This is a genomic window from Aeromonas rivipollensis (genome assembly GCF_037811135.1).
In the GTDB taxonomy this organism is placed as follows: Bacteria; Pseudomonadota; Gammaproteobacteria; order Enterobacterales; family Aeromonadaceae; genus Aeromonas; species Aeromonas rivipollensis.
Map to the genome: position 1 here is coordinate 512,479 of NZ_CP149130.1, position 23,766 is coordinate 536,244.

The 23,766-nt window shown below is 62.6% G+C and carries 21 protein-coding genes and 4 tRNA genes; 15 read left to right on the top strand and 10 right to left on the bottom strand.

Going from position 1 to position 23,766, the window contains the following annotated elements:
- Positions 1 to 10: 10 nt before the first annotated feature.
- The gene (locus WIR04_RS02400) at positions 11 to 760 is read right to left on the bottom strand and encodes a 3-oxoacyl-ACP reductase family protein (RefSeq protein WP_025328429.1); all 750 of its coding nucleotides are present in this window, start codon (positions 758 to 760) and stop codon (positions 11 to 13) included.
- 176 nt (positions 761 to 936) lie between these two features.
- Here WIR04_RS02400 and WIR04_RS02405 point away from each other — a divergent pair, with 176 nt between their 5' ends.
- The gene (locus WIR04_RS02405; protein WP_307765781.1) at positions 937 to 1,860 is read left to right on the top strand and encodes a LysR family transcriptional regulator; all 924 of its coding nucleotides are present in this window, start codon (positions 937 to 939) and stop codon (positions 1,858 to 1,860) included.
- A 54-nt stretch (positions 1,861 to 1,914) separates the two neighbouring features.
- On the opposite strand, the gene WIR04_RS02410 is transcribed toward WIR04_RS02405, so the two are convergent.
- Entirely contained in the window at positions 1,915 to 2,823 is a 909-nt protein-coding gene (locus WIR04_RS02410) for a LysR family transcriptional regulator (RefSeq protein ID WP_338890178.1), read from the bottom strand.
- 76 nt (positions 2,824 to 2,899) lie between these two features.
- On the opposite strand from WIR04_RS02410, the gene WIR04_RS02415 reads away from it, so the two are divergent.
- The 4 genes from WIR04_RS02415 to mdtD all read left to right on the top strand — a co-directional run bounded on the left by WIR04_RS02415 (position 2,900) and on the right by mdtD (position 7,771).
- Positions 2,900 to 3,517, top strand: coding sequence for a LysE family transporter (locus WIR04_RS02415; protein WP_338890180.1), 618 nt, complete (start codon positions 2,900 to 2,902; stop codon positions 3,515 to 3,517).
- Positions 3,518 to 3,633: 116 nt separating this feature from the next.
- On the top strand, positions 3,634 to 5,040 hold the full coding sequence (locus WIR04_RS02420; RefSeq protein ID WP_338890182.1) for a D-arabinono-1,4-lactone oxidase: 1,407 nt from the start codon (positions 3,634 to 3,636) through the stop codon (positions 5,038 to 5,040).
- 123 nt (positions 5,041 to 5,163) lie between these two features.
- Positions 5,164 to 6,291, top strand: coding sequence for a GTP-binding protein (locus WIR04_RS02425; RefSeq protein WP_338890184.1), 1,128 nt, complete (start codon positions 5,164 to 5,166; stop codon positions 6,289 to 6,291).
- Positions 6,292 to 6,352: 61 nt separating this feature from the next.
- A complete protein-coding gene (gene mdtD, locus WIR04_RS02430) occupies positions 6,353 to 7,771 on the top strand; it encodes a multidrug transporter subunit MdtD (RefSeq protein ID WP_338890186.1) in 1,419 nt (472 codons plus the stop codon).
- Between the two features lie 143 nt (positions 7,772 to 7,914).
- On the opposite strand, the gene WIR04_RS02435 is transcribed toward mdtD, so the two are convergent.
- The 3 genes from WIR04_RS02435 to folB all read right to left on the bottom strand — a co-directional run bounded on the left by WIR04_RS02435 (position 7,915) and on the right by folB (position 10,927).
- The gene (locus tag WIR04_RS02435) at positions 7,915 to 9,687 is read right to left on the bottom strand and encodes a methyl-accepting chemotaxis protein (RefSeq protein WP_420883456.1); all 1,773 of its coding nucleotides are present in this window, start codon (positions 9,685 to 9,687) and stop codon (positions 7,915 to 7,917) included.
- Positions 9,688 to 9,984: 297 nt separating this feature from the next.
- Positions 9,985 to 10,503 (bottom strand): 2-amino-4-hydroxy-6-hydroxymethyldihydropteridine diphosphokinase, encoded by a 519-nt coding sequence (folK, locus tag WIR04_RS02440; protein WP_338890190.1) that lies wholly within the window; start codon positions 10,501 to 10,503, stop codon positions 9,985 to 9,987.
- A gap of 52 nt (positions 10,504 to 10,555) precedes the next feature.
- The gene (gene folB, locus WIR04_RS02445) at positions 10,556 to 10,927 is read right to left on the bottom strand and encodes a dihydroneopterin aldolase (protein ID WP_338890192.1); all 372 of its coding nucleotides are present in this window, start codon (positions 10,925 to 10,927) and stop codon (positions 10,556 to 10,558) included.
- 171 nt (positions 10,928 to 11,098) lie between these two features.
- Here folB and plsY point away from each other — a divergent pair, with 171 nt between their 5' ends.
- The 8 genes from plsY to WIR04_RS02485 all read left to right on the top strand — a co-directional run bounded on the left by plsY (position 11,099) and on the right by WIR04_RS02485 (position 15,959).
- On the top strand, positions 11,099 to 11,761 hold the full coding sequence (plsY, locus tag WIR04_RS02450) for a glycerol-3-phosphate 1-O-acyltransferase PlsY (RefSeq protein WP_338890194.1): 663 nt from the start codon (positions 11,099 to 11,101) through the stop codon (positions 11,759 to 11,761).
- Positions 11,762 to 11,808: 47 nt separating this feature from the next.
- Positions 11,809 to 11,884 (top strand) — tRNA-Phe (locus tag WIR04_RS02455).
- A gap of 50 nt (positions 11,885 to 11,934) precedes the next feature.
- Positions 11,935 to 12,010 (top strand) — tRNA-Thr (locus WIR04_RS02460).
- 3 nt (positions 12,011 to 12,013) lie between these two features.
- Positions 12,014 to 12,089, top strand: a tRNA-Phe gene (locus WIR04_RS02465).
- A gap of 8 nt (positions 12,090 to 12,097) precedes the next feature.
- Positions 12,098 to 12,173: transfer RNA gene (locus WIR04_RS02470), tRNA-Asn, on the top strand.
- Between the two features lie 272 nt (positions 12,174 to 12,445).
- Entirely contained in the window at positions 12,446 to 13,450 is a 1,005-nt protein-coding gene (locus WIR04_RS02475) for an OmpA family protein (protein ID WP_307765774.1), read from the top strand.
- A 326-nt stretch (positions 13,451 to 13,776) separates the two neighbouring features.
- Entirely contained in the window at positions 13,777 to 15,120 is a 1,344-nt protein-coding gene (locus tag WIR04_RS02480) for a potassium channel family protein (RefSeq protein WP_338890198.1), read from the top strand.
- A gap of 239 nt (positions 15,121 to 15,359) precedes the next feature.
- Positions 15,360 to 15,959, top strand: coding sequence for a Yip1 family protein (locus tag WIR04_RS02485; protein WP_270824766.1), 600 nt, complete (start codon positions 15,360 to 15,362; stop codon positions 15,957 to 15,959).
- Positions 15,960 to 16,083: 124 nt separating this feature from the next.
- On the opposite strand, the gene WIR04_RS02490 is transcribed toward WIR04_RS02485, so the two are convergent.
- On the bottom strand, positions 16,084 to 16,416 hold the full coding sequence (locus tag WIR04_RS02490) for a hypothetical protein (RefSeq protein WP_338890202.1): 333 nt from the start codon (positions 16,414 to 16,416) through the stop codon (positions 16,084 to 16,086).
- 378 nt (positions 16,417 to 16,794) lie between these two features.
- Between WIR04_RS02490 and WIR04_RS02495 the strand changes: the two genes are divergently transcribed.
- Entirely contained in the window at positions 16,795 to 18,294 is a 1,500-nt protein-coding gene (locus WIR04_RS02495; RefSeq protein WP_338890204.1) for a histidine-type phosphatase, read from the top strand.
- 62 nt (positions 18,295 to 18,356) lie between these two features.
- Here WIR04_RS02495 and WIR04_RS02500 read toward each other — a convergent pair whose 3' ends face one another.
- Positions 18,357 to 19,223 (bottom strand): EamA family transporter, encoded by an 867-nt coding sequence (locus WIR04_RS02500; RefSeq protein ID WP_338890206.1) that lies wholly within the window; start codon positions 19,221 to 19,223, stop codon positions 18,357 to 18,359.
- A gap of 106 nt (positions 19,224 to 19,329) precedes the next feature.
- Between WIR04_RS02500 and WIR04_RS02505 the strand changes: the two genes are divergently transcribed.
- Positions 19,330 to 19,788, top strand: a complete 459-nt coding sequence (locus WIR04_RS02505) for an Lrp/AsnC family transcriptional regulator (RefSeq protein ID WP_338890208.1) — start codon at positions 19,330 to 19,332, stop codon at positions 19,786 to 19,788.
- 97 nt (positions 19,789 to 19,885) lie between these two features.
- On the opposite strand, the gene WIR04_RS02510 is transcribed toward WIR04_RS02505, so the two are convergent.
- The 3 genes from WIR04_RS02510 to treB all read right to left on the bottom strand — a co-directional run bounded on the left by WIR04_RS02510 (position 19,886) and on the right by treB (position 23,683).
- Positions 19,886 to 20,506 carry a sugar O-acetyltransferase gene (locus tag WIR04_RS02510; RefSeq protein ID WP_338890210.1) on the bottom strand — a complete coding sequence of 207 codons (621 nt, stop codon included), beginning with the start codon at positions 20,504 to 20,506 and terminating at the stop codon, positions 19,886 to 19,888.
- Positions 20,506 to 22,170, bottom strand: a complete 1,665-nt coding sequence (gene treC / locus WIR04_RS02515; protein WP_338890213.1) for an alpha,alpha-phosphotrehalase — start codon at positions 22,168 to 22,170, stop codon at positions 20,506 to 20,508. Before treC ends, WIR04_RS02510 begins: the two co-directional genes overlap by 1 nt.
- A gap of 82 nt (positions 22,171 to 22,252) precedes the next feature.
- A complete protein-coding gene (gene treB, locus WIR04_RS02520; RefSeq protein ID WP_025328410.1) occupies positions 22,253 to 23,683 on the bottom strand; it encodes a PTS trehalose transporter subunit IIBC in 1,431 nt (476 codons plus the stop codon).
- Positions 23,684 to 23,766: the final 83 nt, after the last annotated feature.

Sequence of the window (23,766 nt, forward strand, 5' to 3'; positions counted from 1 at the left end):
AAAGGGAAAGTCAGGCGGAGAAGCCGCCATCTATGGTCAGACTGGCGCCAGTGACATAGCCTGCTTCAGGCCCCGCCAGGTAGGCGACGAAGCTGGCGATCTCCTCATCCTTGCCATAGCGGGCCAGCGCCATCATCCCCTTCAGTTGCTCCGCCGATTCCCCGTCAGCCGGGTTCATGTCGGTATCGACCGGGCCTGGCTGCACGTTGTTGACCGTGATGCCCCGCGGGCCCAGATCCCGTGCCATGCCTTTGGTCAGGCCGACCAGGGCCGACTTGCTCATGGCGTAGACGGACCCGCCCGCCATGGGGATGCGGTCTGCATTGGTGCTGCCGATGTTGATGATGCGCCCCCCCTTGCCCATGTGATGAGCCGCCTCCTGACAGGCCACGAAGACGCTGCGGATGTTGACCGCCAGGGTGCGATCCAGGTCATCCAGGGTCAGCTCCTCAAGGTGGCCCCATACCAGTACCCCGGCATTGTTGACGAGAATGTCCAGCCGCCCGAAGCAGGTGACGCTCTGGCGGATGGCGTGCTGCACGGCCACGGCATCCGCGCTGTCGGCCCGGATGGCCAGGGCCTTGCCGCCCGCCGCCGTGATGGTCGCGACAAGCTCTTCTGCCTTGCTGGCGGAAGAGACATAGGTAAAGGCCACGGCGGCACCGTCGCGAGCGAGGCGTTTCACAATGGCGGCACCTATGCCGCGGGAACCACCTTGTACGAAGGCAACTTGTCCACTGAGGGGTTTGACGGTCAACATCTGATCTCTCCTGTCTGGTGATAAAGCAAGGTCTGAGCGAGTTGGGAACTCAAGGCTCTCCAGGCCACCCCAAGCAAGGAGTGGTGTTGAATGAACCTGTTGTCAGTGTGATTGATTCCTCATGGTTGATTAAGTGGCTATCATTCCAATCTCTAATTCCCTGAAGGACCGAGTCGATGACAGTACAGGACCCCTTTCTGAGCGTCAGACACTTTGTCGCCGTGGCTCGGACAGGCAGTTTTACCGCAGCGGCGCTGGGGCTGGGGCTGACCGGCTCGGCGTTGAGCAAGAGCATAGTGCGCCTGGAGGCGCGACTGGGGGTCAAGCTGCTGCACAGAACAACCCGTCGGGTGAGCCTGACCCCGGAAGGAGAGGCGTATCTGGCCAGCTGTCTTCAGGCTATGCGGGTGCTGGAGGAGGCGGAGCAGAGCCTTGCATCGGGAAAGCAGAGCCCGTCGGGTCGCGTGCGCATCGATCTGCCCGCTGCGTTTGGCCGCAGGCACGTGCTGCCTATCCTGCTGGAACTGGCTGGTCAGCATCCACAGCTGGATCTGTCGGTGACCTTCAACGAGCGCAAGGTCGATCTCATCGAGGCCAACATCGATCTGGTGGTACGCATAGGGGCGCTGGAGGACCAGGCGGATCTCGTTGCGCGCCGTCTGGGGGAGCAGAGGCTGGTCATCTGCGGGGCGCCCTCCTATCTGGCCAGGCGCGGGGTGCCCTTGACCCCGGATGAGCTGTCACGGCACGACTGCATCATCGACTGGCGAGCCGGCCATCGTCATGGCTGGCTGCTGAGGAATGGGGCGGGCAAAACGGAAGCCCGTGACATCCCGGTGCGCTACGAGATGGGGGATGGGGAAGCAGTGCGGGCAGCGGCACTGGCTGGCCTTGGGCTGGTGCAGGTGCCGACCTGGCTGGTAAACGAGCAGTTGGGATCGGGCGCCCTCGTCTCGGTGCTCGATGATCACTCCGGCGGCGAGATGCCGATCAATCTCCTCTGGGCCCGTAGTCAGCACATGCCGCTCAAGGTGCGCGTCCTGGTCGATGCCTTGCTGCTGGCGGCGCAACAGAGTGGCAGTGCCTTCCGGGCCACCTGAGCTGGCTGTCGTGAGCCCCCGAGATCAACACTGCCGGGGAGGTACAGTGAGCGCTCAGCTCAGGCTGTGCAACCAGTTCGCCAGCGTCTCGTGGGCGCTGCCGGGCTCGGGTCTGGCGGGAGCGAGCAGGTGGTAGCCGGTGCCATCCGGAACGAAACCGAGCGGGGCCACCAGTAGCCCTGCCTCCAGGTCGTCACACACCAGCCGATAGGGGCCTATGGCGACGCCAAGGCCCGCCACCGCCGCCTGCAGGCTGAAGTAGAAGTGCTCGAAGCGCAGGCTGGGTGCCTCGTCATTCAGGGGAGGGCCTGCATTCTCCTGCCAGCGTGACCAGGCATCCGGGCGTGTCTTGGTGTGCAGGCGGGGGGCCGAGGGACGCAGGGCGGACTCTTCCCCTCGCGGCTCGAAAAACTGCGCCACCTTGCCCGGCTGACAGACAGGCCCGGTCAGCTCCTCGAACAGCAGCTGGCTGTGCAGATCCTCGGGCCAGTCGAAGTCATTGCGCCGGATGGCGAGATCGATGCCGCTGCCAAAACTGAGGGCGCCGCCCCCCGCCATCAGGTGAACGTCCAGCTCGGGGTGCAGGGCCTGAAAGGCGGGCCAGCGCGGGATCAGCCAGCGCATCAGCAGGGTGGGCTCGCAGGAGAGCACCAGCGACTGGGGGCGGCTCCGCTGGCGCAGCGCCTGGGCCGTCTCCCGGATCTGCCCCAGCCCCTCCCTGACCGCCAGATAGAGCCGGTCGCCCGCCTCGGTCAGGAAGACCCGGCGCTGGCGCCGCTCGAACAGCCTGACTCCCAGATCTTCCTCCAGCAGGCGCACCGCCCGGCTGATGGCACCATGGGTGAGGTGCAGCTCGTCGGCGGCGCGGCCGAAGTGCTCGGTGCGGGCCGCCACCTCGAAACAGCGCAGGGCCGTCAGGGAGGGCAGCGACAGGCTTTTCTGTGAATTTTTCTCACCGTTCATGTCAGAAGTTATCGTTCGTCATTGGGGTTATTGCCAAATAAAATAGCCGATATCCCATGTGAACAGGACTATTTTCATGACCGAACTGTTAGCCGTCGTCGCCATTACCTTCTTTGCCGTGATCAGCCCGGGGCCCGATTTTGCCATGGTGTCGCGCAACAGCCTGCTGCTCTCCCGTCGCACCGGCGTGCTGACGGCGCTCGGCATAGCGGCCGGGGTCTGTGTCCACGTGAGCTACACCCTGCTGGGGGTGGGTCTCTTGATCCAGCAGTCCCTCTGGCTGTTCAACCTCATCAAGCTGGCGGGGGCGGCCTATCTCATCTTCCTCGGCATCAAGATGCTGCGGGCCCAGCCCGCGACCGGCGAAGAGATGGCCAGTCAGCCAGCCCTCTCCAGCCTGGGGGCACTGCGCACCGGTTTTCTGACCAATGTGCTCAACCCCAAGACCACCATCTTCATCGTCAGCCTCTTCATGCAGGTGGTGCAGCCACAGACGCCGCTGGCGGTCCAGCTCGGCTATGGCGCCTTCATCGTACTGGCCCACGCCCTCTGGTTCAGCGCCGTGGCGCTCTTCTTCTCCAGCGCGTCGGTGCGGGCTCGTCTGCTGGCGGTGCGCCACTGGATCGACCGGGTGTTTGGCGGTCTGCTGGTGGGATTCGGCATGCTGCTGGCACTGACCCAGCAATCGCGCTGAGGGGAAGGGGGCTGGTCCCCCTTATCTACCCTCGACTGTAGGGGCTTGTTTTTCATGCCTTGGCGCTCGCTTTTCGGTAGAATTGCCGCTCATTTTGAAGTCAGATGAGGCGCGGTATGACGGTCAGGTTCCAGGCATTTCACAGCATCAAGGCGATTGGCAATCGGGAGGTGCTGTTCAACTGGTCCAGGACCAACCCCCTCGGCGCCCTGGATCAGGTGTGGCGTCCGAAGAATCGCGACGAGCTGCAGCAGCTGCTGCGGGAATACCCGGAACGCAAGCTGCGGCTCATCGGCTCCGGCCTCTCCTTCGAACCCATCCACAGCGTCTATGCCGAGGGCAGTCAGGCGCTGCTGGTGGATTTGCACCATCTGCGCGGCCAGCTGGCGAAAACCGCCGATACCGTCACCTACCAGGCGGGCACGCCCCTCGATACCGTCTATGGGGATCTCATCGCCATGGATAGGATGCTGCCGGCGTCCCCCGGCGTCATCGGCATCCAGACCCTGGGGGGCGCGCTCAGCACAGGCACCCACGGTCAGGGGCTGCACCAGTCCTCCCTATGCGATGCGGTGGAAGCCCTGACGGTGATGCTGGCCAATGGGGACATCATTGAAGTGGATCGCACCGATCCGCGCTTCGGCGCCTTCGTGATGGGCATGGGCATGCTCGGCGTGCTGCTCGACGTGCGCCTTCGCACTGTGCCAAACCGCATCATGCGCTGCACCAAGTTCACCACCGACTATCCCTTCCTGCTGGAACACAACGAGCGGCTCAACCGTGAACACAGCTTCGTGAAGAGCTGGTGGTTCGCCTGGACCGGCGAGAGCCACATCTGGCTGGTGGATCCCGCCTCCGAGGAGGAGGTGGCCCGCTACCGCGCCGGGGGCAGCGAGCCACTGCTGCTGGAGGAGGACGTTGGCAGCGCCATGAACGCCGCTCTCAATGACACCATAGACGCCACCCTGCAGAAGATGGCGCGGGACACCAAGGACGAGGCGCGCCGCGGCGAGCACTTCGAGACGGTGCGCCGCTTCAAGGATGCCTCTGACCTGGTGGGCAACGTCTACCAGATCCTCTGCAAGGGGATTCCAGCGCCCCAGATCAACTGCGAGGTGGCTGTGCCCCTCGAGCGCATGCAGGAGGCCCTCGCGATCCTGCAGCACTGGCAGGAGCGCAACCCGGGAGCGCTGCATTACCCCTTCATATTGCGCTGCACCGGCCCCTCCGAGGCCTGGCTCAGTGCCGCCTATGGCAAGTCGGTGTGCTGGATAGGGTTCCTGGTCTATCTGGCGGCGGACGGCACCTTCGTGGGCGGCTCCATGGAGCAGATGCGCGAGCTGCAGCAACTGCTGGTGCCGCTCGGCGGCACGCCGCATTTTGGCAAGCACCTGGCGATGGATCTCTACGACTTCCCGGCCCTGCTGCCGCGCTGGCACGACTTCCTGGCCTTGAAGCGCGAGCTCGATCCCCATGGCCGCTTCGAAAACCGCTGGCTCGGCGAGCTGTTCGCCAACCGGTGAGGATGGCCCCTTGGAAAGGGGCGATATTTTTTGCTCCCTTCTTCCCTGGTGGGAGAAGGGTTGGGGAGGAGGGGAAGAGATAGCCTCTTCAAGCCCCATGACGACAGGCGCTAAGGATGTGACATGACCGACCCACAAGACACCCGTATCCCCGTGACCCTGCTGACCGGCTTCCTCGGCAGCGGCAAGACCACCTTGCTCAACCACTGGGTCAAGCAGCCGGAGCTCGGCGAGTGCGCCGTGCTCATCAACGAGTTCGGCTCTGTGGGGCTGGATCATCACCTGGTACAGCAGGTGGACGAGCAGGTGGTGCTGCTCGATTCCGGCTGCATCTGCTGCTCGGTGCAGGGCTCCCTGGTGGAGGCGTTGCAGGGGCTCTTTATGAAGGCGATCCAGCGCAAGATAAAACCCTTCAAGCGACTCATCATCGAGACCACTGGCCTGGCGGATCCCGCGCCCGTGCTCTTTACCCTCAAGGAGGAGGGCTTCATCGCCCAGCGCTACCGCTTCGATGGCACAGTGACAGTGGTGGATGCCGGCCATATCGAGCAGCAGCTCGGCCAGCAATACGAGGCGGTCAAGCAGGTGGCCCTGGCGGATCTGCTGGTGGTGAGCAAGGGGGACCTGGTGGAGGAAGAGACTCTGGTGCGGGTCGAAAGCCAGCTGGCCTCCCTCAACCCGGCGGCCCCCATCCAGCGGGTCAGCAACGGCGTGCTCTCACCCTCAGTGCTGGAGAAGCTCGGCGCCTACAACGAGGCGGCGGGGCGCGACCTGCGCCAGCTGCTGGCCTGGCTGCGCACCGAATCCCCCAGGCAGGGGCTGGCTTCCCCCATGCAGCCGAAGATGAAGCCGTTCGCCGCCAAGGTGGGCACGGCCGCACCGACCCATTTCGAGCATGGCAACATAGAGAGCTTCTCCCTGCGTATCGGCGAGCCGCTCAAGCCGTCCCGCCTGCTGGCCGCCATCGATGCGGTGCAGGCCCAGTATGGCGACGCCCTGCTGCGCCTCAAGGGGATCTTGCAGCTGGAGGGAGAGAGCCAGCCCGTGGTGATCCACGGGGTGCACGGCCAGCTCTATCCGTTGCAGGCCCTGGGGGAGTGGCCCGAGGGCAAGGCCCAGTCCCGGCTGGTGTTTATCGTGAAGAGCCAGGACAAGGCGGGGATAGAGCGACTCTTCATGGAGACCCTCAGGGCCCCGGAGCCCAGTCTGGAAGAGCAGCTCAGAGCCATGCTCGGCCAGCCGGATGCCTGATATGCTGATATGACCCGCGCCCGTGCGGGTCTTTTCTTTTCTGTTGAGGAGACAAAGACTCATGCCTGACAGCACTCACCTGGTGACCCCCGCCCAACGCAAGTGGCTACCCTGGCTGACCGCGGTCGGCTTCTTCATGCAGACGCTGGATGGCACCATACTCAACACCGCCCTGCCCAGCATGGCAGAGGCCCTGGGGGAGAGCCCGCTGCAGATGCAGTCGGTGATCATCGCCTACATGCTGACGGTGGCCCTGCTCATTCCTGCCTCCGGCTGGCTGGCGGACAGGTTCGGCACCCGCCGCGTCTACCTGGCCGCCATACTGCTGTTTACCCTGGGCTCCCTGGCCTGTGCGGCCGCCAATACCCTGCCCATGCTGGTCGCCGCCCGGGTGCTGCAAGGGGTGGGCGGGGCCTTGCTGATGCCCATAGGGCGCCTTGCGGTGCTGCGGGTCTACAGCAAGCACGAGTTGTTGCGGGTGATGTCCTTCGTCACCATCCCTGGTCTGCTGGGGCCCCTCATGGGCCCGGCGCTCGGGGGCTGGCTGGTGGAGGTGGCGAGTTGGCACTGGGTCTTCCTCATCAACCTGCCGGTGGGCGTGCTCGGCTTCATCGCCAGCTGGTACTTCATGCCCGATCTGCGCCAGCACACCGCCAGATTTGACTGGCAGGGATTCGTGCTGTTCAGCGTCGGCATGGTGCTGGTGTCGGTGGGCTTGCAGGGGCTGGGGGAGCACAGCATCTCCACCGGCTGGGCCCTGTTTGCGTTGCTGTTCGGTCTGGCCGCCATGGCCAGCTACTGGCTCTATGCCGCCACAGTGGCGCAGCCGCTCTTCAGCCTGGCGCTGTTCAAGACCACCACCTTCGCCATCGGCATCTGGGGCAACCTGTTCGCCCGCCTCGGCAGCGGCGCCATGCCCTTCCTCACGCCGCTCTTCCTGCAACTGGGGCTGGGCTTCTCGCCGAGCAAGGCGGGCATGACCATGATCCCCACGGTGATCGGTGCCATGCTGACCAAGACGCTGGTGAACAAGCTGATCCCGCGCATCGGCTATCGCCGCATCCTGATCGGCAATACCCTGGTGCTGGGGGTGATGATCGCCAGCTTCTACTTCATCGACAACCAGGTGCCGCACTGGGTACTGCTGGTCTGGCTGGCGGTCTTCGGTGCCATCAACTCCCTGCAGTTCTCCGCCATGAATACGCTGACCCTGCAAGATTTGAGTGCCGAACACGCCAGCAGCGGCAACGGCCTGCTGTCGGTGGTGATGCAGCTCTCCATGAGCCTGGGGGTCGCCATCGCCGCCAGCCTGCTCGGGCTCTTCTCCGCCGGCCAGCCGGCACAGGCGAGCGAACGCTGGCTCGGCGGCTTCCACCTCACCTATCTGTGCATCGGTTTGATGTCCATGCTGGCGGCGCTGATCTTCGCCCAGTTGGCCAGAGACGATGTGAAGGGAGGACGGCGCCAAGATCCGGTCTGATAGCCACGCGGGTGGAGCAGGTCTTCGCCCAGTTGGCCAGAGACGATGTGAAGGAGGGACGACGTCAAGGTCCGGTCTGATGACCACGCGGGTGGCGCGGCAAAAAAAGAGGGCGGCCCTGGCCGCCCTCTCTCATTGGGGGATCAGACCCTGAACTGATCGACCGCCCGGTGGAGCAGGCTCGCCTGTTCGGCCACGTTCTGGCTGGCGCGGCTGTTCTGTTCGGCCTGGGTCAGGGCGTTGTTGGCGATGTCGCGGATCACCACGGCATTGCGATTGATTTCGCTCGCCACCGAGCTCTGTTCTTCGACCGCCGTGGCTATCTGGGTGCTCATGTCCATCATCTGGTCCATCTGACGGGTGATGTTGGCGAGCTGGGTGCTTGCCTCTCCGGCGGCCTCGACGCTGCGTTCCCCCTGGGTGCGACACTCGCCGATCAGGGTGACCACGCTCTGGGTTCGGGCCTGCAAGCCGGAGACTATGGCGGCAATCTCGCTGGTGCTCTGCTGGGTGCGCATGGCCAGGTTGCGCACCTCGTCGGCGACCACGGCGAAACCTCGTCCCTGCTCGCCGGCTCTGGCGGCCTCGATGGCTGCGTTGAGGGCCAGCAGGTTGGTCTGCTCGGCGATGGCCTGGATCACCTCCAGCACATTGCCTACCTGACGGCTCTCCTCGGCCAGGGCGATCACCTCCCGGCCCGAGGCTTCCAGCTTGGCGGAGAGGGAATGGATCACCGCCATCGTGGTTTCCACGCTCTCCCGCCCCTGCTGGGCGCTTTGGTTGGTGGTACGAGCGCTCTCGGCGGCGCTCTCCGTGTTGCTGGCGATCTCCTGCACAGTGCTCTCCATCTCTGTGGCGGCGGTGGCAACCAGATCGCTCTCCTGCAACTGCTGCTGGGTACCCTCCTGGGCGGCGTTGGCGTTGCGCTGCAATTGGGCTGTGAGGCGTTCCAGATCCGTGACCGAGGAGACGACCTGGCCTATGACCTGGTTGAAGTGCTCCAGCATGGTGTCGAAGTCGCGGCCCATGGCGCCAAATTCGTCCCTGGAGCCGATGCGGGCGCGCAGGGTGAGATCGCTGCTGGCGGTGACCCGGCGCATGGTGTCCGCCAGCCGTTGCAGGCCGGTCATGACGTCGCGACCGATCAGAAGGTTGAGGCCGAGGGCGGCCAGTATGCCGAGGAGGCAGAGCAGTACCATGACCCTGAGGGTGCGTTCATGGGTGACGTCGGCTTCCCGGGTCAGGGCCTGGGTCAGGGTCATGCCCGCCTGGCGCATCTGCTCGGCGCTGCGATTGAGCTCGCCCCTCAGCCCCTCGCTGGCACTCAGACCCAGGCGCTGCTCCTCTGTGACCAGGGCGAGGAAGTTCTGGCGGTAGCGTTCCAGCAGGGCGGCGAGGGCCGGTTCACCGGCGAGCGCCTCGGCCAGGGGGGCCAGGTTCTGTTCGAACTTGGCGCGATAGCCGATGTCGCGGCGCAGCATGAAGTCCTTCTCGTCCCGGCGCAGTTGCAGCATCAGCAGGCTCTCCTGCTGCTGGCCCCGGGCCTTGAGCTCCTGCTCCAGTGCGTGGATGGCCTGACGCAGGGCGCCGTAATGGCCGCTGGTCGGTGTGAGGCCTATCTTCTCCTGCTGGGCGCGCAGGGTCTCGAACTGGCGGCTGTACTCCTTGAGCTGGTTGGCAAAGTCCAGTATGTCGGCCTGCTGCATGCCCTCATGGTCTCTTGCCATCTCGGCGAGCAGACGGCTGGCCTGGTCACTCTGGGTGGTGAAGGCGGTGGCGGCGGCGGGGTCCCGGCTCAACAGGAACTCTCTCTCCTGCAGGGTGAGGGCGATGAGATCGGCCTCCACCTGCTTGGCCTGCAACATCTCGGCGTTGCTGCGCGACTCCTGCCCGGAGAAGTAAAACATGACCCCCATGACGACGGCCTGGATCCCGGCCACCAGGATGGCGGATAACACAAGTTTCTGTTTGACGTTCACGACGACCTCAAGGGGCAAAGGAGATGGCTAGCGTATCGGCGCCGAAGATATATTCTGAAGGTGGCTTTAGCATTTTATTCCGCCGGTTTCGCGTTTGGGATTCGATGGGTTCTGTCATCCCACTGTCATGTAGCGAAATAGTCTGGCGTCGCCCCTGACCTGAGGCGGAGCGCGTTCGGAAGGGCGAGGGCGCCCGGCCGGAGGAAACCGCCCGGGCGCCCATGCCGGCGCGGATCAGGCCTGGATATCGGCCAGGATGCCGCTCGGCATCCAGTGGAAGGGGATGGGGTCGAGGCGCTGGGAGGCCTTGTCATAGCCTTGCCACAGCTCGCCCAGGGTGCGGCCATCGGTTGGATGGCGCAGGCCGGGGGCCAGCTCCGCCAGCGGCCAGAGCACGAAGGCGTTGGTGAGGATCTCGCCACGGGGCAGTACCAGAGGCTCGTCGCAGACCAGGTCCCCATAGAGCAGCAGATCGAGATCCAGGGTGCGGGGGGCAAACTTCTTGGCATCCGGCTCGCGGCCGTGGGCGAACTCCATGGCCCGCAGCCGCTGGCACAGGATCGCCAGCGGCAGCTCGGTCTCGGCCCCCACCACCAGGTTGTAGAAGGGGCGGCCGTTGAAGCCCACCGCCTCGCTCTCGAACACCCGGGAAACCTGCAACTCGCCAAACTCGGCATGCAGGGCATCGAGGCCGGCACGGATGTGGCGCTCCCGCTCGATGTTGGATCCCAGGCTGATGTAGATAGGGGTCATGCAGCGCTCCCTGTTATCTGGTTCGATCCCGGGCTGATATAGATGCGGGTCATCAGCAGGCGCTCGCGGCCGGGGTCCGGTGGCGCAGGATCTCGACCCCGACTCCGGCGGCATTGGGCACGGCACCCGGCTTGGTCAGGGTGACCTTGACCCACTGCACCCGCTCGTCGGCCAGCACCAGGGCGGCCACCTGCTCGGCCATGGTTTCGACCAGCTCGACGATCTTGCTCTGGGCGTGATCACAGATCTTGCGGGAGAGGGTGGCGTAGTCCAGTGCCAGATTGATATCGTCGGTTGCGGCGGCGGGTCGGTTGTCAAAGCCCATCTCGAGATCGAAACAGAGCTTCTGGCGAATGCCTTTCTCCCACTCATATACCCCTATGGTGGTCAAAACCTCGAGTCCGCGAATAAACACCTTGTCCATGACAGTACTTCTTCTTTACTCTTGATGGGCTGTGAAAACAGCGCAGGGATGCAGGCCTGGCAAGCCGATTGCCGCTGGCGGCCGGTTTGGGCGACAGGCTTTCGGGCAAGCCCAGACCAGAGAATGTGGCCCGCATCATACCCCATTCATATCGTGGTAAAAACGACCAAGATGATGGCCCTGACGATTTTGATGATTATTCTGGCCTATCTGGGCGGCTCGCTGTCCAGCGCCGTGCTGGTTTCCCGCCTCACGGGTCTGCCGGATCCCCGCGACCATGGCTCCCACAACCCGGGGGCGACCAATGTGCTGCGCCTCGGTGGCCGGATGGCCGCGCTCATCGTCCTGTTGCTCGACGTGCTCAAGGGCATGGCTCCCGTCTACCTCGCCTGGTATCTGCAGATCAAGCCCGTCTACCTGGGGTTCATCGGCGTCGCTGCCTGTCTGGGTCACATGTACCCCATCTTCTTCCACTTCCGGGGGGGGAAGGGAGTCGCCACTGCGCTCGGCACCATGCTGCCCATCGGCTTTGCCATGGGGGGCGCCGCGATCGCCACCTGGCTGCTGGTGCTGCTGGTGAGCGGCTACTCGTCGCTGGCCTCCATCATTACAGTGCTGCTGACACCGCTCTTTACCTACCTGCTCAAACCGGAATATACCCTGCCGGTCTCCCTGCTCTCCTGTCTCATTCTGGTGCGCCATCACGAGAACATTACCCGCCTGCTCAGGGGTGAGGAATCCCGACTCTGGGGCCGCCGAGGCACTGCTTCCCCCCCAGAAGTGCTTAAAATGAGTGATGCTGCGCAAAAAAGAGACGAACGAGACGAAAAGTGAAATTTCCCGTTGACCACCCGCCTTAAAATCCGTTTAATAGCGCCCACGCCCAGATAGCTCAGTCGGTAGAGCAGGGGATTGAAAATCCCCGTGTCGGCGGTTCGATTCCGTCTCTGGGCACCATATTTGGTGTCATGAAAGAAAAATTTGTTCATGCACAATAGTTTAAGTGTGCCGGCTTAGCTCAGTAGGTAGAGCAACTGACTTGTAATCAGTAGGTCACCAGTTCGATTCCGGTAGCCGGCACCATTTGCCCAGATAGCTCAGTCGGTAGAGCAGGGGATTGAAAATCCCCGTGTCGGCGGTTCGATTCCGTCTCTGGGCACCACTTACAATTCCTCCTTAGTTCAGTCGGTAGAACGGCGGACTGTTAATCCGTATGTCACTGGTTCAAGTCCAGTAGGAGGAGCCATTCCAAAGAGACCCTTGTCGCAAGACAAGGGTCTCTTTTTATGTGCTCGATAATCCCATGGCTCCTCAGGCTCCCGTATTTCAGGGCATGGAAGACCCGCTATCGAGTGAAAACGTTTTTCCGTTCAAAATCGGGAAGTGCATGAAAAACAAGCAGTAAAATGGGCGGTAAATAGCCTGCGCTTAAGGTCCTGTACATGATTTCATCTATAAAATGGAAACCACATATAACAAGGGCCGAACGCCCGCCATTTAGTATTGATGAGGCTATACATGAACTTAAGACTGACCCCTGTCTGGATTGCACTGGCATTGGCAACCACAGCTGCTCACGCTACCGACGACATCTACTTTGGTGCCGGTGTCGGTGCCGCTCATTTCAACGGCCTGAACAACGCTGCCGTCGAAACCGGCACTGAAGATGCCGCCGCGACCAACCTCTTCATGGGTTACAACTTCAACGAGACCTTCGGTGCCGAACTGGGTTACCAGTACGCTGGTCGTGGTAGTGCCGATGGTGAGCGTTACGAGAACCAGGGTGCGACCCTGTCCGGTATCGCCCGTCTGCCCCTTGGCGAAGATTTCTCCCTTTTCGGTGAGGCGGGTGCCTACTGGGCCCATACCGACGGCCTGGACAACAGCGACACCCGTGTCTCTCCGCTGGCTGGCGTCGGTCTGACCTACAAGCTGAACGATGCCCTGGATCTGCAGGCGCGCTACCGCTACATGTGGGACGTGGCAGACCTGACCACCTCCACCGGTGAGCAGTACAAGTCCAACCAGAGCGTAGCGACGCTGGAAGCCGTATATCACCCGTTCCGCACTTCCTACGTTGAGCCTGTTGCTGCTCCTGTCGTAGCAGCAGCGGCCCCTGTGGTTGTCGAGAAGAACTTTGCCCTGAACTCCGACGTGCTGTTTGCCTTTGGCAAGGCAGATCTGAAGCCGGAAGGGGTGGAAGCCCTGAGCGGTCTGTACCAGCAGATCGTTGAATTCCAACCGAAGGATGGCAGCGCCATCGTCGTTGGCTACACAGATCGCATCGGTTCCGATGCCCAGAACCAGCAGCTCTCCGAAGCCCGCGCCCGTACCGTGGCCGACTTCCTGGTGAGCCAGGGCCTGGCCACCAGCAAGATCGCCATCGAGGGCCGCGGCGAAGCCGACCCTGTCACCGGCACCCAGTGTGACGGCGTCAAGGGCAAGAACGAGCTGATCTCCTGCCTGGCACCGGATCGCCGCGTCGAAGTCCGCGTCTCCGGCGTGCAGGAAGTACAGCAATAAGCTGACGTCAGCTCAGCTGATGTGAAGAGGGGATGCCATGGCATCCCCTCTTGCTTGTCCGGGCTCCAGCTTCCCGGACGGGCGAAACCGCCTGGCAGGGCGATCCTGCTGCCGGCTCCCTCTTCAGCCCCGTAACGGCTTGTCGCACCCCGCCTCTTATACCTTTCCTGTCAGTGAGTTACAGCCATCCTCTCGGCTAGTATGATGGCGTGACCGGCCTGTGATCCCCCGTTTTCTGGGAACTGGTATCTCTCTTTGGGCGTACAGGCTCCTGATCCGCTCCCTCGTCAACTCTGGGAGGGACAAATCCATGATCGAGGTAATCTATGAATGCGACCGAGCTGTGGCAGCTTTCTCCCGAACAATTCAACGAGTGGCGGCGGGAGAATGACTATCCATTGATCTGGGAGTTGCTGGTGGCCTCGCTGCCCCATTTCGACGACTGGATGACAGATCAGAAAATAGAGAAAAGCGTCATCTTCCAGATCGGCATCGCCCGCTTCATCAGCTCGCGATCCGTGCTCAGCCTCTGCGTCTATATGAGCGACGACAAGATAAGGCTCTATGAGACCGCCTCGAGCGCGCTGGAGTCCCTGCGCAAGAGCGGCCTCGTCCGCTCAGAGACGCGCTTCGAGCCCTATGTCATGTGGCTGGCCGCCAGGCATGGCAAAACCGAGGTGAAGCGGGTGCAGAGCCTGCTCTCCGTCTCCGAGAACAACAAGGGGGAGGCCCAGGTGCTGGGCAAGCATCGCCTGCTCAACATCGGCGGCGTCGAGCTCAAGAGCCCCATCATCTCCGGCCGTCTGCTGGACTTCACCTGCCTCGACGAGCTCTCGCTGGATGGCGCCGTCAACAACTCCAAGGTCTATCTGTGGCACTGTTCGGCCAAGGGAGTACGCGTGAACGGCGGGGTGATCGGGCTCGATCTGTTCGATTCCCTGCTGTGGGATCACAGGGCCTGGGCCAAGAAGCGGGAGCTGGCGCTGGAGGACGGGGTGTTTCAGGACTTCACCATAGAGTGCGAGGAGATCCGCTTTCACTCCTCCCGGGCCGTGCTGAAAAACTTCAACGTCAGTGCCAAGAACTTCGATGCCACCATGGAGCACACCAATCTGGACAAGGTGCAGGTGGTCTACAACGAGAATGGCCGGATAGATCACAACGAGGCCAGCAAGCTGTACCGCAATGCCAAACGCATCTTCTCCAGCGTGGGGGACACCGTCGATGCCGGTGAATGCTATTACAAGGAGAAGTTGCACGAGATGAAATCCCTGGCAAGCCCGAGGGAGCTGTTCAGGGAGCGCTGGCTGCGCAGCGGCCTGATCACGAAGGGGTGGCTCTCCCTGCTGTGCTACCTCAAGTGCGCCAGCAAGTTTGTCAGCTTCATCACCTGGGGATTTGGCGAGCGGCCCATAAGAAGCCTGCTGATGTCGATGGGGGTCATACTGCTGGCGACCCTGACCTACTTCCTGGCGCCGGAGTCCGTGACCCATGGCCATCTGGGGCGCTCCCTCTACTTCAGCATAGTGACCTTCGTGACCCTGGGTTACGGCGATATCTCCCAGACCTCCTCTCCCCTCCAGTTGTTGTCGGCCATAGAGGCGTTCTGCGGCATGTTTCTGACCGGCCTCTTCCTCGCCGGTTTTGCTTCAAAGACCAAGCAGTATTGACGATAGCGCTGGCGGCGACGGCACCACTTGCCCCGCCGCCAGGGGCTGGCCAACCCCCAGGACCCGCCAGCACGGCGGGGATGGCGTTCTTCCTTGACGCACCGGCAGTGGAGCGACTTTATTTAGAGTCATGGGTCGCGCTTGCGATGGATGGTGCGCCTAGCGTTGCACGAGATAAAGACAGGGGAGCGAGAGCGGTATCGAACAGTCCACAATCGAAGCAGAGAAGGAATAACGCTATGATATTGAATCACTTATGGGGATTGTATGCACATCCTCACACCGAATGGCATACCATAGACGAGAGGCATGACAGTTTCCGAAACAGTCTGACTCATATCCTGATCGTGGCCCTTATCCCACCCATCTGTGCCTATTATTCCGCCGTGCACATAGGTTGGAGCATTGGCGTCGGTGAGCCCATCACCCTGACCGCGAACAGCGCCCTCATGCTGTCGATCGCCATGTACGTGACGCTCATCATCGGCGTCCTCGCGCTCTCCTATCTGGTGCACTGGATGGGCCATACCTTCGGTTCTGATCCCAGCTACACGACGTCGCTAGAGCTTGCGGCCTACACCTCCACGCCGCTGTTCATGGTCGGTTTCTCCGCGTTTTTCCCGCACCTCTGGTTCATGATGATCATCGGTCTCATCGGGCTCAGCTACTCGGTGTACCTGCTCTATGTGGGGGTGCCTATCCTGATGCACATTCCCAAGGAGCAGGGGTTCATCTACGCCAGCTCGGTGGTCACAGTCGGCCTGGTGCTGCTGGTTTGCGTGCTGGCAGCCACGGCCATTCTTTGGGGATCCGGCTTTGGCCCCGTGTTTACCCAGTAGCCGCTGACCAGCCGGCAGAAACGACAAGGGCGCCATTATGGCGCCTTTGTCATGGGGCTCACCCACGCTTTCTGGCCGGTTTGCGGCAACCGGATGGAGTGAAAGCGTCGGTCGCGAGGCGGGATCAGCGCGGGTTGCCGCTGCCGATGCCAAAGGGGATACGGTAGTCGCTGCTCTGATCCCCCAGGCTCACTGTCAGGTTGCCCTGGGCGCGGCTCGGGATCTGCACCTGCTGGGTGCCCGTCAGGTTGGCATGGACGGAGGCCACCAGATCACCAGACTCGTCGCGTACCTCCAGCATGGGGTTGGCCTTGCCAGCCATGGTCACGCTGGCATGCCAGTTCACGAACAATACGCCAGGGGCGGCATTGAAATCGGCAGGAACGGAAGCCTGGGCAACACCGGCAGTCATCAGGCCTGCGACGGCCAGCATCTTGATTAGGTTTTTCATGTTCATTCACTCTCTTGATTTTTATGTCATTGGCAAGGCCGGAGAGGCCCGCATCAATGCATCCTTGCAAGAGGTTATTCAAATACTGTGTAGTTCTTTTACTGACATCAGACACCCTGTTTTTGGTATCTCAGCCTGGAACGACCTGTTATTTGGCCGCTTGGCGATCCTGCCTAAGCGATGAATGAATGGTAAACAGGTCATCGCTCGGTTGTTAGCGAGATTAACTGGTCTAGATGTTCAAAAAAAATGAACGAAACATACGCGAGCGGCCACCCCGGGTTGCCAGGGGGCGAGCAGATCTTGTCACTGAAAGCGGAAGCTGACACCGGATTGTCATCTGGAGCGCTTAATGTGCATCCTCATTTTCAATATGGTTCAAGGATGACAATGCTCCGTCTCTCTCCCCTCGCCACCTGCGTGGCTGCGATCCTGCTGGCTGGTTGCCAATCGGATAACGACTCCTCTTCGACTACCGGGCCTGAGGCCGACTACCAGTACAGCACCAAGGCTGTCTATGCTGCCCGTCAGGATGCGAGCAGTTATGAAGCGGCGCCAGCCGGTTTCACCCCCGTCTTCACCGAGCTGGTTGCCCGACATGGTTCCCGTTCCCTGTCCAGCCCCAAGTACGACGTGCTGACCAAGCAGATCTGGGACGCGGCTTCCCGGCAGGGTGCGCTCACCACGCTGGGTCAGGGGCTGGGGGCCAAGGTGGATGCCGTCACCGCAGCCAACCGGCAACTGGGCTATGGCCTACTCTCGGCAGTCGGCAAGGAAGAGCATGCCCTGCTGGCGACCCGCCTGGCCGAGCGGCTGCCGACCCTGCTTGGCAAGGGAGCTGCGCCCGCCTGCATCCGGGTCGAGACGTCGGGCAAGGACAGGGCCAACGAGAGCGCCTACTACTTCATGGAGAGCCTGGCAAAACGGGTCAATTTCGTGGCTGACAGCAAGGACTGCTACGTGAGCCAGCAGAACCCCTCCGAGATCGACAAGGGGTTGCGCAACAAGTTTGAACTCTACTTCCACAAGACGGAGCCGGAAGGGGATTACCTCCAGTACCTGCCCGCCTTCCAGGCATACATGGCGTTCGTCGGGGATGAGGAGGAGGGTGTGACTCCGGCTCCCGAGCTGACCGAAGCGCTCGATGGCCTCAAGACCCTGCCCCAGACCCGGGTGATGGCGCGCGCGATGCTCGAACGCCTCTACAGCAAGGCGTTCGTCGACGAGCTGGCTGCCGGTGTCGAATATGTGGCGGTGAACCCGAAAGATGGTGACAAGACCTATGTGCGCGACGAGGTGGATGCCGCACTGATGCTTTACAACCTCTTCATCATTGGCCCGGGGATGATCCGGGAGGCGCAGGCGCAAGGGGCGCCCTGGGATCTGGAGCAGTTCATCACTCCGGAGGAGTCGGCCTGGTTCTCCTATCTCTCCGATGCCGAGGACTTCTACGAGAAGGGGCCGAGTCTGAGCAGCCAGCGTGCCACCTACGAGGTGGCTCAGCCCCTGCTCGACGGCATGTTCAATGAGGTGCAGCACCAGGTGATCGAAGGGGCCGGCGAGCACGTCGCCAAGCTGCGTTTTGCCCACGCCGAGACCCTGATCCCGCTGGCAGCACTGATGAAGCTGGAAGGCAGCCGTCAGAGCGCCAAGCCGGGCGAATTGATGAGCCAGGCCAACAACGAATGGCGTGGCGGTTGGGTCTCTCCTTATGCGGCCAACATCCAGTGGGATGTTTATCGCAACGACACAGGCAGGGTGTTGGTGAAGATGCTCTACAACGAGAGGGAGCTTGCCTTCAAGGAAGGGTGTATCTCCATTGAGGCTGGCAGCTTCTTCTATGACTTCGGCGAGCTAAAGCGCTGCTACGGTTATCCGTCGTGACGCCCGCTTGGTACCTCTGATGAAGCGGGCCTGTCATCACAGGCCCGCTTTATTTGGCGCCGTCACGCCGGCTCGGTGCGCCGTCGTCCCCCATGCCAGGTGGTGCCCATCGAAGCAGTTATGATGGCGGCTATTCCCAGCCACTGGGACGGGGGCAGTTGTTCTCCCAGCAACAGCAACCCCATCAGGGCGCCCATGGCGGGTTCACCGCTGGTCAGGATGCCGTAGCTCTTGAGCGGCAACCGGCGCAGGGCAAACATCTCGAGAGAGTAGGGGATGGCACTCGAGAGCAGCCCCACCCCCACGATGGTCAGCACCAGAGGGAGGGTGAAGCTGGCCTCGCTCGCCCCGCCGAAGCCGAAGGGCAGTACCAGCAGGGTTCCCACCCACATGCCAAGGGCCGGGGCCTGGGCCCCCAGCAAGGCACCGGCCCGCTTGCCGGTCAGCATATAGAGCCCCCAGAACACGCCGGCGCCGAGGGCCAATGCGGCCCCCAGGGGATCGATGGCCTGTTCGGCCGCCCGCAGCGGCAACAGCAACAGCAGACCGACGATGGCCAGCGCCAGCCAGATGAAGTCTTCTCGGTGGCGGGAGCTGAGCAGCGCCACCGTCAGGGGGCCTATGAACTCGATGGCCAGCGCCACGCCGAGGGGGATGCGCTCTATGGCCAGATAGAAGAGCAGGTTCATGGCTCCCAGCGAGAGCCCATAAGGGATAGCCCCCAGCAGGGTGCGCCTGTCGAGTGGCGCTCGCCAGACCCGAAACACTAGGGAGAGGAGGAGGGCGGCACACCCCAGCCGGAACAGGGTGGTACCGGCGGCCCCGATCAAGGGAAACAGCGACTTGGCCAGGGAGGCGCCGAGGGTGATCGACAGCATGGCGAGGATGACCGCCAGCAGGGAGGAGAGGGTGGTGGTGGTCGGCGGCATCTTGTTCAAACCTGAGCAGGGAAGGGGAAGTAAAATATATCTGGCGATAGCCGTAATCTCGGTTTAAAACTGGCTCTATTCGATAATTTTTATCTCCTTAACCCCCATGACCGACAAGTTCGATCTGCTCATCCTCGCAGAGCTGCAGCAGGATGCCCGTCTGCCCATTCCCGAGCTGGCCCACAGGGTCGGCCTCTCGGCGCCCGCCTGTTACCGCCGTGTCCGGACGCTGCGGGAGGCGGGAGTTATCGAGCGGGAGGTGGCGCTGGTGGCACCGGCGACCATGGGCTGGCCCATCACCATGCTGGTGCTCGTCACCCTGGAGCGGGATCATGGCCGTGTCGTCGATGGGATGATTGCCTGCCTGAAGGGGGAGCCTGAGGTCATGGACCTCTGGTATGTCACGGGTGAGCAGGACTTCGTGCTGCAGGTGGCCGCGCGGGACATGCAGAGTTACGAGCAGTTCACCCGGCGGGTGCTGCATGCCAGGGAGCAGGTACGTAGCTTCAAGACCTTGGTGGTCATGGGGCAGCACAAGCGCTGCGGGGCCTTGCTGCCAGGGTGAGGAAAGAGGAGGGTGCCGCCGCCTTTCCCGAAATCAAAGGAGCGCGAAGGGGCCGTCAGGAAAACTAAAAGGGACAGGTACTACCTGCCCCTCTGTGTCAGCCGGGCTCCCCGGCCGCCAGCTCCTGCGCCGTCATGGGGCGCAACACCCGACAAGGGTTGCCGACTGCGACCACCCCCGCCGGAATATCCCTGGTGACCACGGATCCCGCCCCTATCACGCTGTTGTCCCCTATGGTGACACCGGGGCAGATGACGGTGCTGCCTCCTATCCAGACGTTGTTGCCGATGCGCACCGGCTTGCCGAACTCGACCCCGGCCACCCGAGGCGACACCGCCACCGGGTGGGCGGCGGTGTAGATCTGCACCCCTGGCGCCAGCAGCACGTTGTCACCGATGTGCACCTCGCACACGTCGAGGATGGTGCAGTTGACGTTGGCGTAGAAGTTCTCCCCCACGAAGATGTTGGCGCCATAGTCGCAAAAGAAGGGCGGGTTGATTGCGCACGCTTTGCCACGGCCGCCGAGCAGTTCATAGAGCAGGGCATCCCGCTCCGGTTTCTCCTGCCAGCTGGTGTTGAAGCTGTGATAGAGGCTGCGGCAGCGCTCGCGGGCCGCCTTCAGCTCGGGGTGGCCCGCATCATAGGGCTCCCCCGCCACCATCTTCTGCCATTCGGGGCAGCGCTCGGCTGCCCGTGGCGCTGTGATTGTCTCAGTCATCATTGCTCCATCAGCCAGATCAGGGATTCATAAGGACGTAGCTCGCAGGATTGCGGCCGGGTCGGGCTATCGGGGTAGTTGCCAAGCAGCAGGCGACCCTCGCCAGCGGCCAGCTCGGCGGGCGGCTCGAAAGTCACAGGCTCGCCGTAGAAGTTGCTCACCACCAGCAGGGTCTGGCCGTTGGCGCGGCGGGCATAGGCCCAGATCCGGGTATGCCCCGCCAGCAGCTCCTGATAATCCCCCTGGGTGAAGATGGGATAATCCTTGCGCAGCCGGATCAGATCCCGGTAGTGCCAGAACACCGAGTCTTGGTCGGCCAGCGCCGCTTCGGCGTTGATCTCGGGGTAGTTGGCGGCGGGTTTCAGCCAGGGTGTGCCGCTCGAGAAGCCTGCGTTGGGGGCGGCGCTCCACTGCATGGGGGTGCGGGAGTTGTCCCTGGACTTGGCCCCCAGAATGGCGAGGATCTCGGCCTCCTCCATCCCTTCGGCCTGCTTGATGGCGAAGATGTTGCGGCTCTCCACATCCTGATAGTCGTCAATGCACTGATAGCCGGGATTGGTCATGCCGATCTCCTCCCCCTGATAGATGTAGGGGGTGCCCTGCAAGCCGTGCAGAGTGCTGGCCAGCATCTTGGCGGCCACTACCCGATGTTCGCCCTCGTCGCCGAAGCGGGAGACGATGCGCGGCTGATCGTGGTTGCACCAGAACAGCGCCGACCACCCCTTGCCATGCATGCCGCTCTGCCAGTGGTTGAAGATGCGCTTGAGTTCGAGGAAATCGAACGGCGCCTTGGTCCATTTGTCGCCATTGGGGTAATCCACCTTGAGGTGGTGGAAGTTGAACACCATGGAGAGCTCGGAGCCATCCAGTGCGCCGTAGCGCTGGCAGTGCTCGAGACTGGTGGAGGACATCTCCCCCACCGTCATGGCCCCCACCGGGGCGAAGACGTCGCGGCTCACATCCTGCAGGAATTCGTGGATGCGCGGCCCGTCGGTGTAGAAGCGGCGGCCATCCCCCACCTCGTCGCTCGGGAAGCGCTGATCCTTCGAGATGAGGTTGATGACGTCGAGCCGGAAACCGTCGACCCCCTTCTTCGCCCAGAAGTGGATGATCTTTTTCACCTCGGCGCGAACCGCCGGGTTTTCCCAGTTGAGATCCGCCTGCTCGCGGGCGAACAGATGCAGATAGTACTGGCCGGTGGCCGGGTCCAGCTCCCAGGCGCTGCCGCCAAACTTGGACTGCCAGTTGTTGGGCACGCCGCCTTCCACCGGATCTTTCCAGATGTAGTAGTCGCGGTAGGGGCTGTTCTTGTCCCCCAGCGCCGACTTGAACCAGGCGTGCTCGGTGGAGGTGTGGTTGACCACTATGTCCATCACTATGCGGATGTCGCGCGCGTGGGCGGCGGCCAGCAGCGCCTCGAAATCGCTCATGGTGCCGTAGGCGGGGTCTATGGCCAGGTAGTCGGCGATGTCGTAGCCGTTGTCCACCTGGGGGGAAACGTAGACCGGGGTCAGCCAGAGGGCATCGACGCCGAGGGTCTTGAGGTAGTCGAGGCGGGCCATGATCCCCTTGAGGTCGCCGGTGCCGCGGGCGCCGGAATCCTGAAAGCTCTTGGGGTAGATCTGGTAAATCACGGCGCTTTGCCACCAGGGTGTCTGTGTCATGGTTGGATCGCTCATTGGTTGAAACTGGGTTGAACAGGCCAATAAAAAGGGCGGAGCCTGGGCCCCGCCGATGTCTTGGGGATCAGGCGGTGGCCAGATCCAGCTTGCCGGCTGCCTGCTGGCGCTTGTAGACCAGCAGGGTCAGTACCACGGGCACCACTATGGCCACCAGCATGGCGACGGCGTAGATGGCCCAGTACTGGGGCTGGATGGAGAGGATGCCCGGCAGGCCGCCCACCCCGATGCCGTTGGCCATCACGCCGCTGAAGCCGCAGATGAGGGCCGCGAGGCTGGAGCCCACCATGGCGCACAGCATGGGGAACTTGTACTTGAGGTTGATGCCGTACATGGCCGGCTCGGTTACCCCCAGGTAGGCGGAGATGGCGGCCGGGACAGAGATCTCCCGCTCGTTCTCCTTGCGGCTGATCAGGATGATACCGACGACCGCCGACGCCTGGGCGATATTGGAGAGGGCGATCAGCGGCCAGATGGGGGTGCCGCCCATGCTCTGCATCAGTTGCAGATCCACAGCGTTGGTGGTGTGGTGGATGCCGGTGATGACCAGCGGCGCATAGAGGAAGCCGAACAGGGCGGCGCCTATGGGGGCGAAGGACCCCGTCATGGCGGCCTTGGCGGCGAAGCCGACCCCCTCGCCAATCCAGCGACCGAAGGGGCCGATGAAGGCGTGGGCCACTATCACCGCCAGCAGCAGGGAGATGAAGGGCACTATCACCAGGTAGAGGTAGGCCGGAATGATGCGCTTGAGGCTGGTTTCCACCCAGGCGAGGAAGACACCCGCCAGCAGGGCCGGAATGACCTGGGCCTGATAGCCCACCTTCTGGATGACGAAGAGGCCGAAGTCCCACACTTCCGGGGTTTGCTGACCGATGCCGTAGGCGTTCATCAGCTGCGGCGACACCAGGGTGATACCCAGCACTATGCCGAGGATCTCGGATCCTCCCATCTTCTTCACCGCAGACCAGCAGACGCCCACCGGCAGGAAGTGGAAGATGGCCTCACCCAGCAACCAGAGGAAGGCGTGCACCTGGGCCCAGAACTGGCTGATCTCCACCAGGGTATGGGTCCCGTCGTCGAACATCTTGATGTCGCCGATGACATTGCGAAAACCCAGGATCAGGCCGCCGGTGATGATGGCGGGCAGCAAGGGCACGAAGATCTCCGCCAGGTGGGAGATGCCGCGCTCCAGCGGATTCATGTTGTGGCGGGCCGCCTGCTTGGCGGCATCCTTGCTGGCGCCGCTCACCCCTATCTCCTCGGTGAGCGCCTTGTACCACTGATCCACCTCGTTGCCGATCACCACCTGGAACTGGCCGCCCTGGGTGAAGCTGCCCTTCACCGAGGGTATGGTCTCGATGGCCTTGGGATCGGCCTTGGCCGGATCGGCCAGCACGAACCTGAGCCGGGTCAGGCAGTGGCTGACGGTGGTGATGTTGTCCTTGCCGCCGATCCGTTCGATCAGCTGTGCCAGATGCTGTGTGTTGACTTTTGACATGAGCCTTCCCTCTGTGACTCGATGAATAATGGTCGTTTCTTTGCCGGCTGGCCAATGACCACCCGCTTATTGGTATCGTTCCC

Coding starts and splice junctions, on each gene's coding strand:
- WIR04_RS02400 (WP_025328429.1), bottom strand. CDS start 760: ATGTTGACCGTCAAACCCCTCAGTGGACAAGTTGCCTTCGTACAAGGT.
- WIR04_RS02405 (WP_307765781.1), top strand. CDS start 937: ATGACAGTACAGGACCCCTTTCTGAGCGTCAGACACTTTGTCGCCGTG.
- WIR04_RS02410 (WP_338890178.1), bottom strand. CDS start 2,823: ATGAACGGTGAGAAAAATTCACAGAAAAGCCTGTCGCTGCCCTCCCTG.
- WIR04_RS02415 (WP_338890180.1), top strand. CDS start 2,900: ATGACCGAACTGTTAGCCGTCGTCGCCATTACCTTCTTTGCCGTGATC.
- WIR04_RS02420 (WP_338890182.1), top strand. CDS start 3,634: ATGACGGTCAGGTTCCAGGCATTTCACAGCATCAAGGCGATTGGCAAT.
- WIR04_RS02425 (WP_338890184.1), top strand. CDS start 5,164: ATGACCGACCCACAAGACACCCGTATCCCCGTGACCCTGCTGACCGGC.
- mdtD (WP_338890186.1), top strand. CDS start 6,353: ATGCCTGACAGCACTCACCTGGTGACCCCCGCCCAACGCAAGTGGCTA.
- WIR04_RS02435 (WP_420883456.1), bottom strand. CDS start 9,687: ATGGGGGTCATGTTTTACTTCTCCGGGCAGGAGTCGCGCAGCAACGCC.
- folK (WP_338890190.1), bottom strand. CDS start 10,503: ATGACCCCTATCTACATCAGCCTGGGATCCAACATCGAGCGGGAGCGC.
- folB (WP_338890192.1), bottom strand. CDS start 10,927: ATGGACAAGGTGTTTATTCGCGGACTCGAGGTTTTGACCACCATAGGG.
- plsY (WP_338890194.1), top strand. CDS start 11,099: ATGATGGCCCTGACGATTTTGATGATTATTCTGGCCTATCTGGGCGGC.
- WIR04_RS02475 (WP_307765774.1), top strand. CDS start 12,446: ATGAACTTAAGACTGACCCCTGTCTGGATTGCACTGGCATTGGCAACC.
- WIR04_RS02480 (WP_338890198.1), top strand. CDS start 13,777: ATGAATGCGACCGAGCTGTGGCAGCTTTCTCCCGAACAATTCAACGAG.
- WIR04_RS02485 (WP_270824766.1), top strand. CDS start 15,360: ATGATATTGAATCACTTATGGGGATTGTATGCACATCCTCACACCGAA.
- WIR04_RS02490 (WP_338890202.1), bottom strand. CDS start 16,416: ATGAACATGAAAAACCTAATCAAGATGCTGGCCGTCGCAGGCCTGATG.
- WIR04_RS02495 (WP_338890204.1), top strand. CDS start 16,795: ATGACAATGCTCCGTCTCTCTCCCCTCGCCACCTGCGTGGCTGCGATC.
- WIR04_RS02500 (WP_338890206.1), bottom strand. CDS start 19,223: ATGCCGCCGACCACCACCACCCTCTCCTCCCTGCTGGCGGTCATCCTC.
- WIR04_RS02505 (WP_338890208.1), top strand. CDS start 19,330: ATGACCGACAAGTTCGATCTGCTCATCCTCGCAGAGCTGCAGCAGGAT.
- WIR04_RS02510 (WP_338890210.1), bottom strand. CDS start 20,506: ATGACTGAGACAATCACAGCGCCACGGGCAGCCGAGCGCTGCCCCGAA.
- treC (WP_338890213.1), bottom strand. CDS start 22,170: ATGACACAGACACCCTGGTGGCAAAGCGCCGTGATTTACCAGATCTAC.
- treB (WP_025328410.1), bottom strand. CDS start 23,683: ATGTCAAAAGTCAACACACAGCATCTGGCACAGCTGATCGAACGGATC.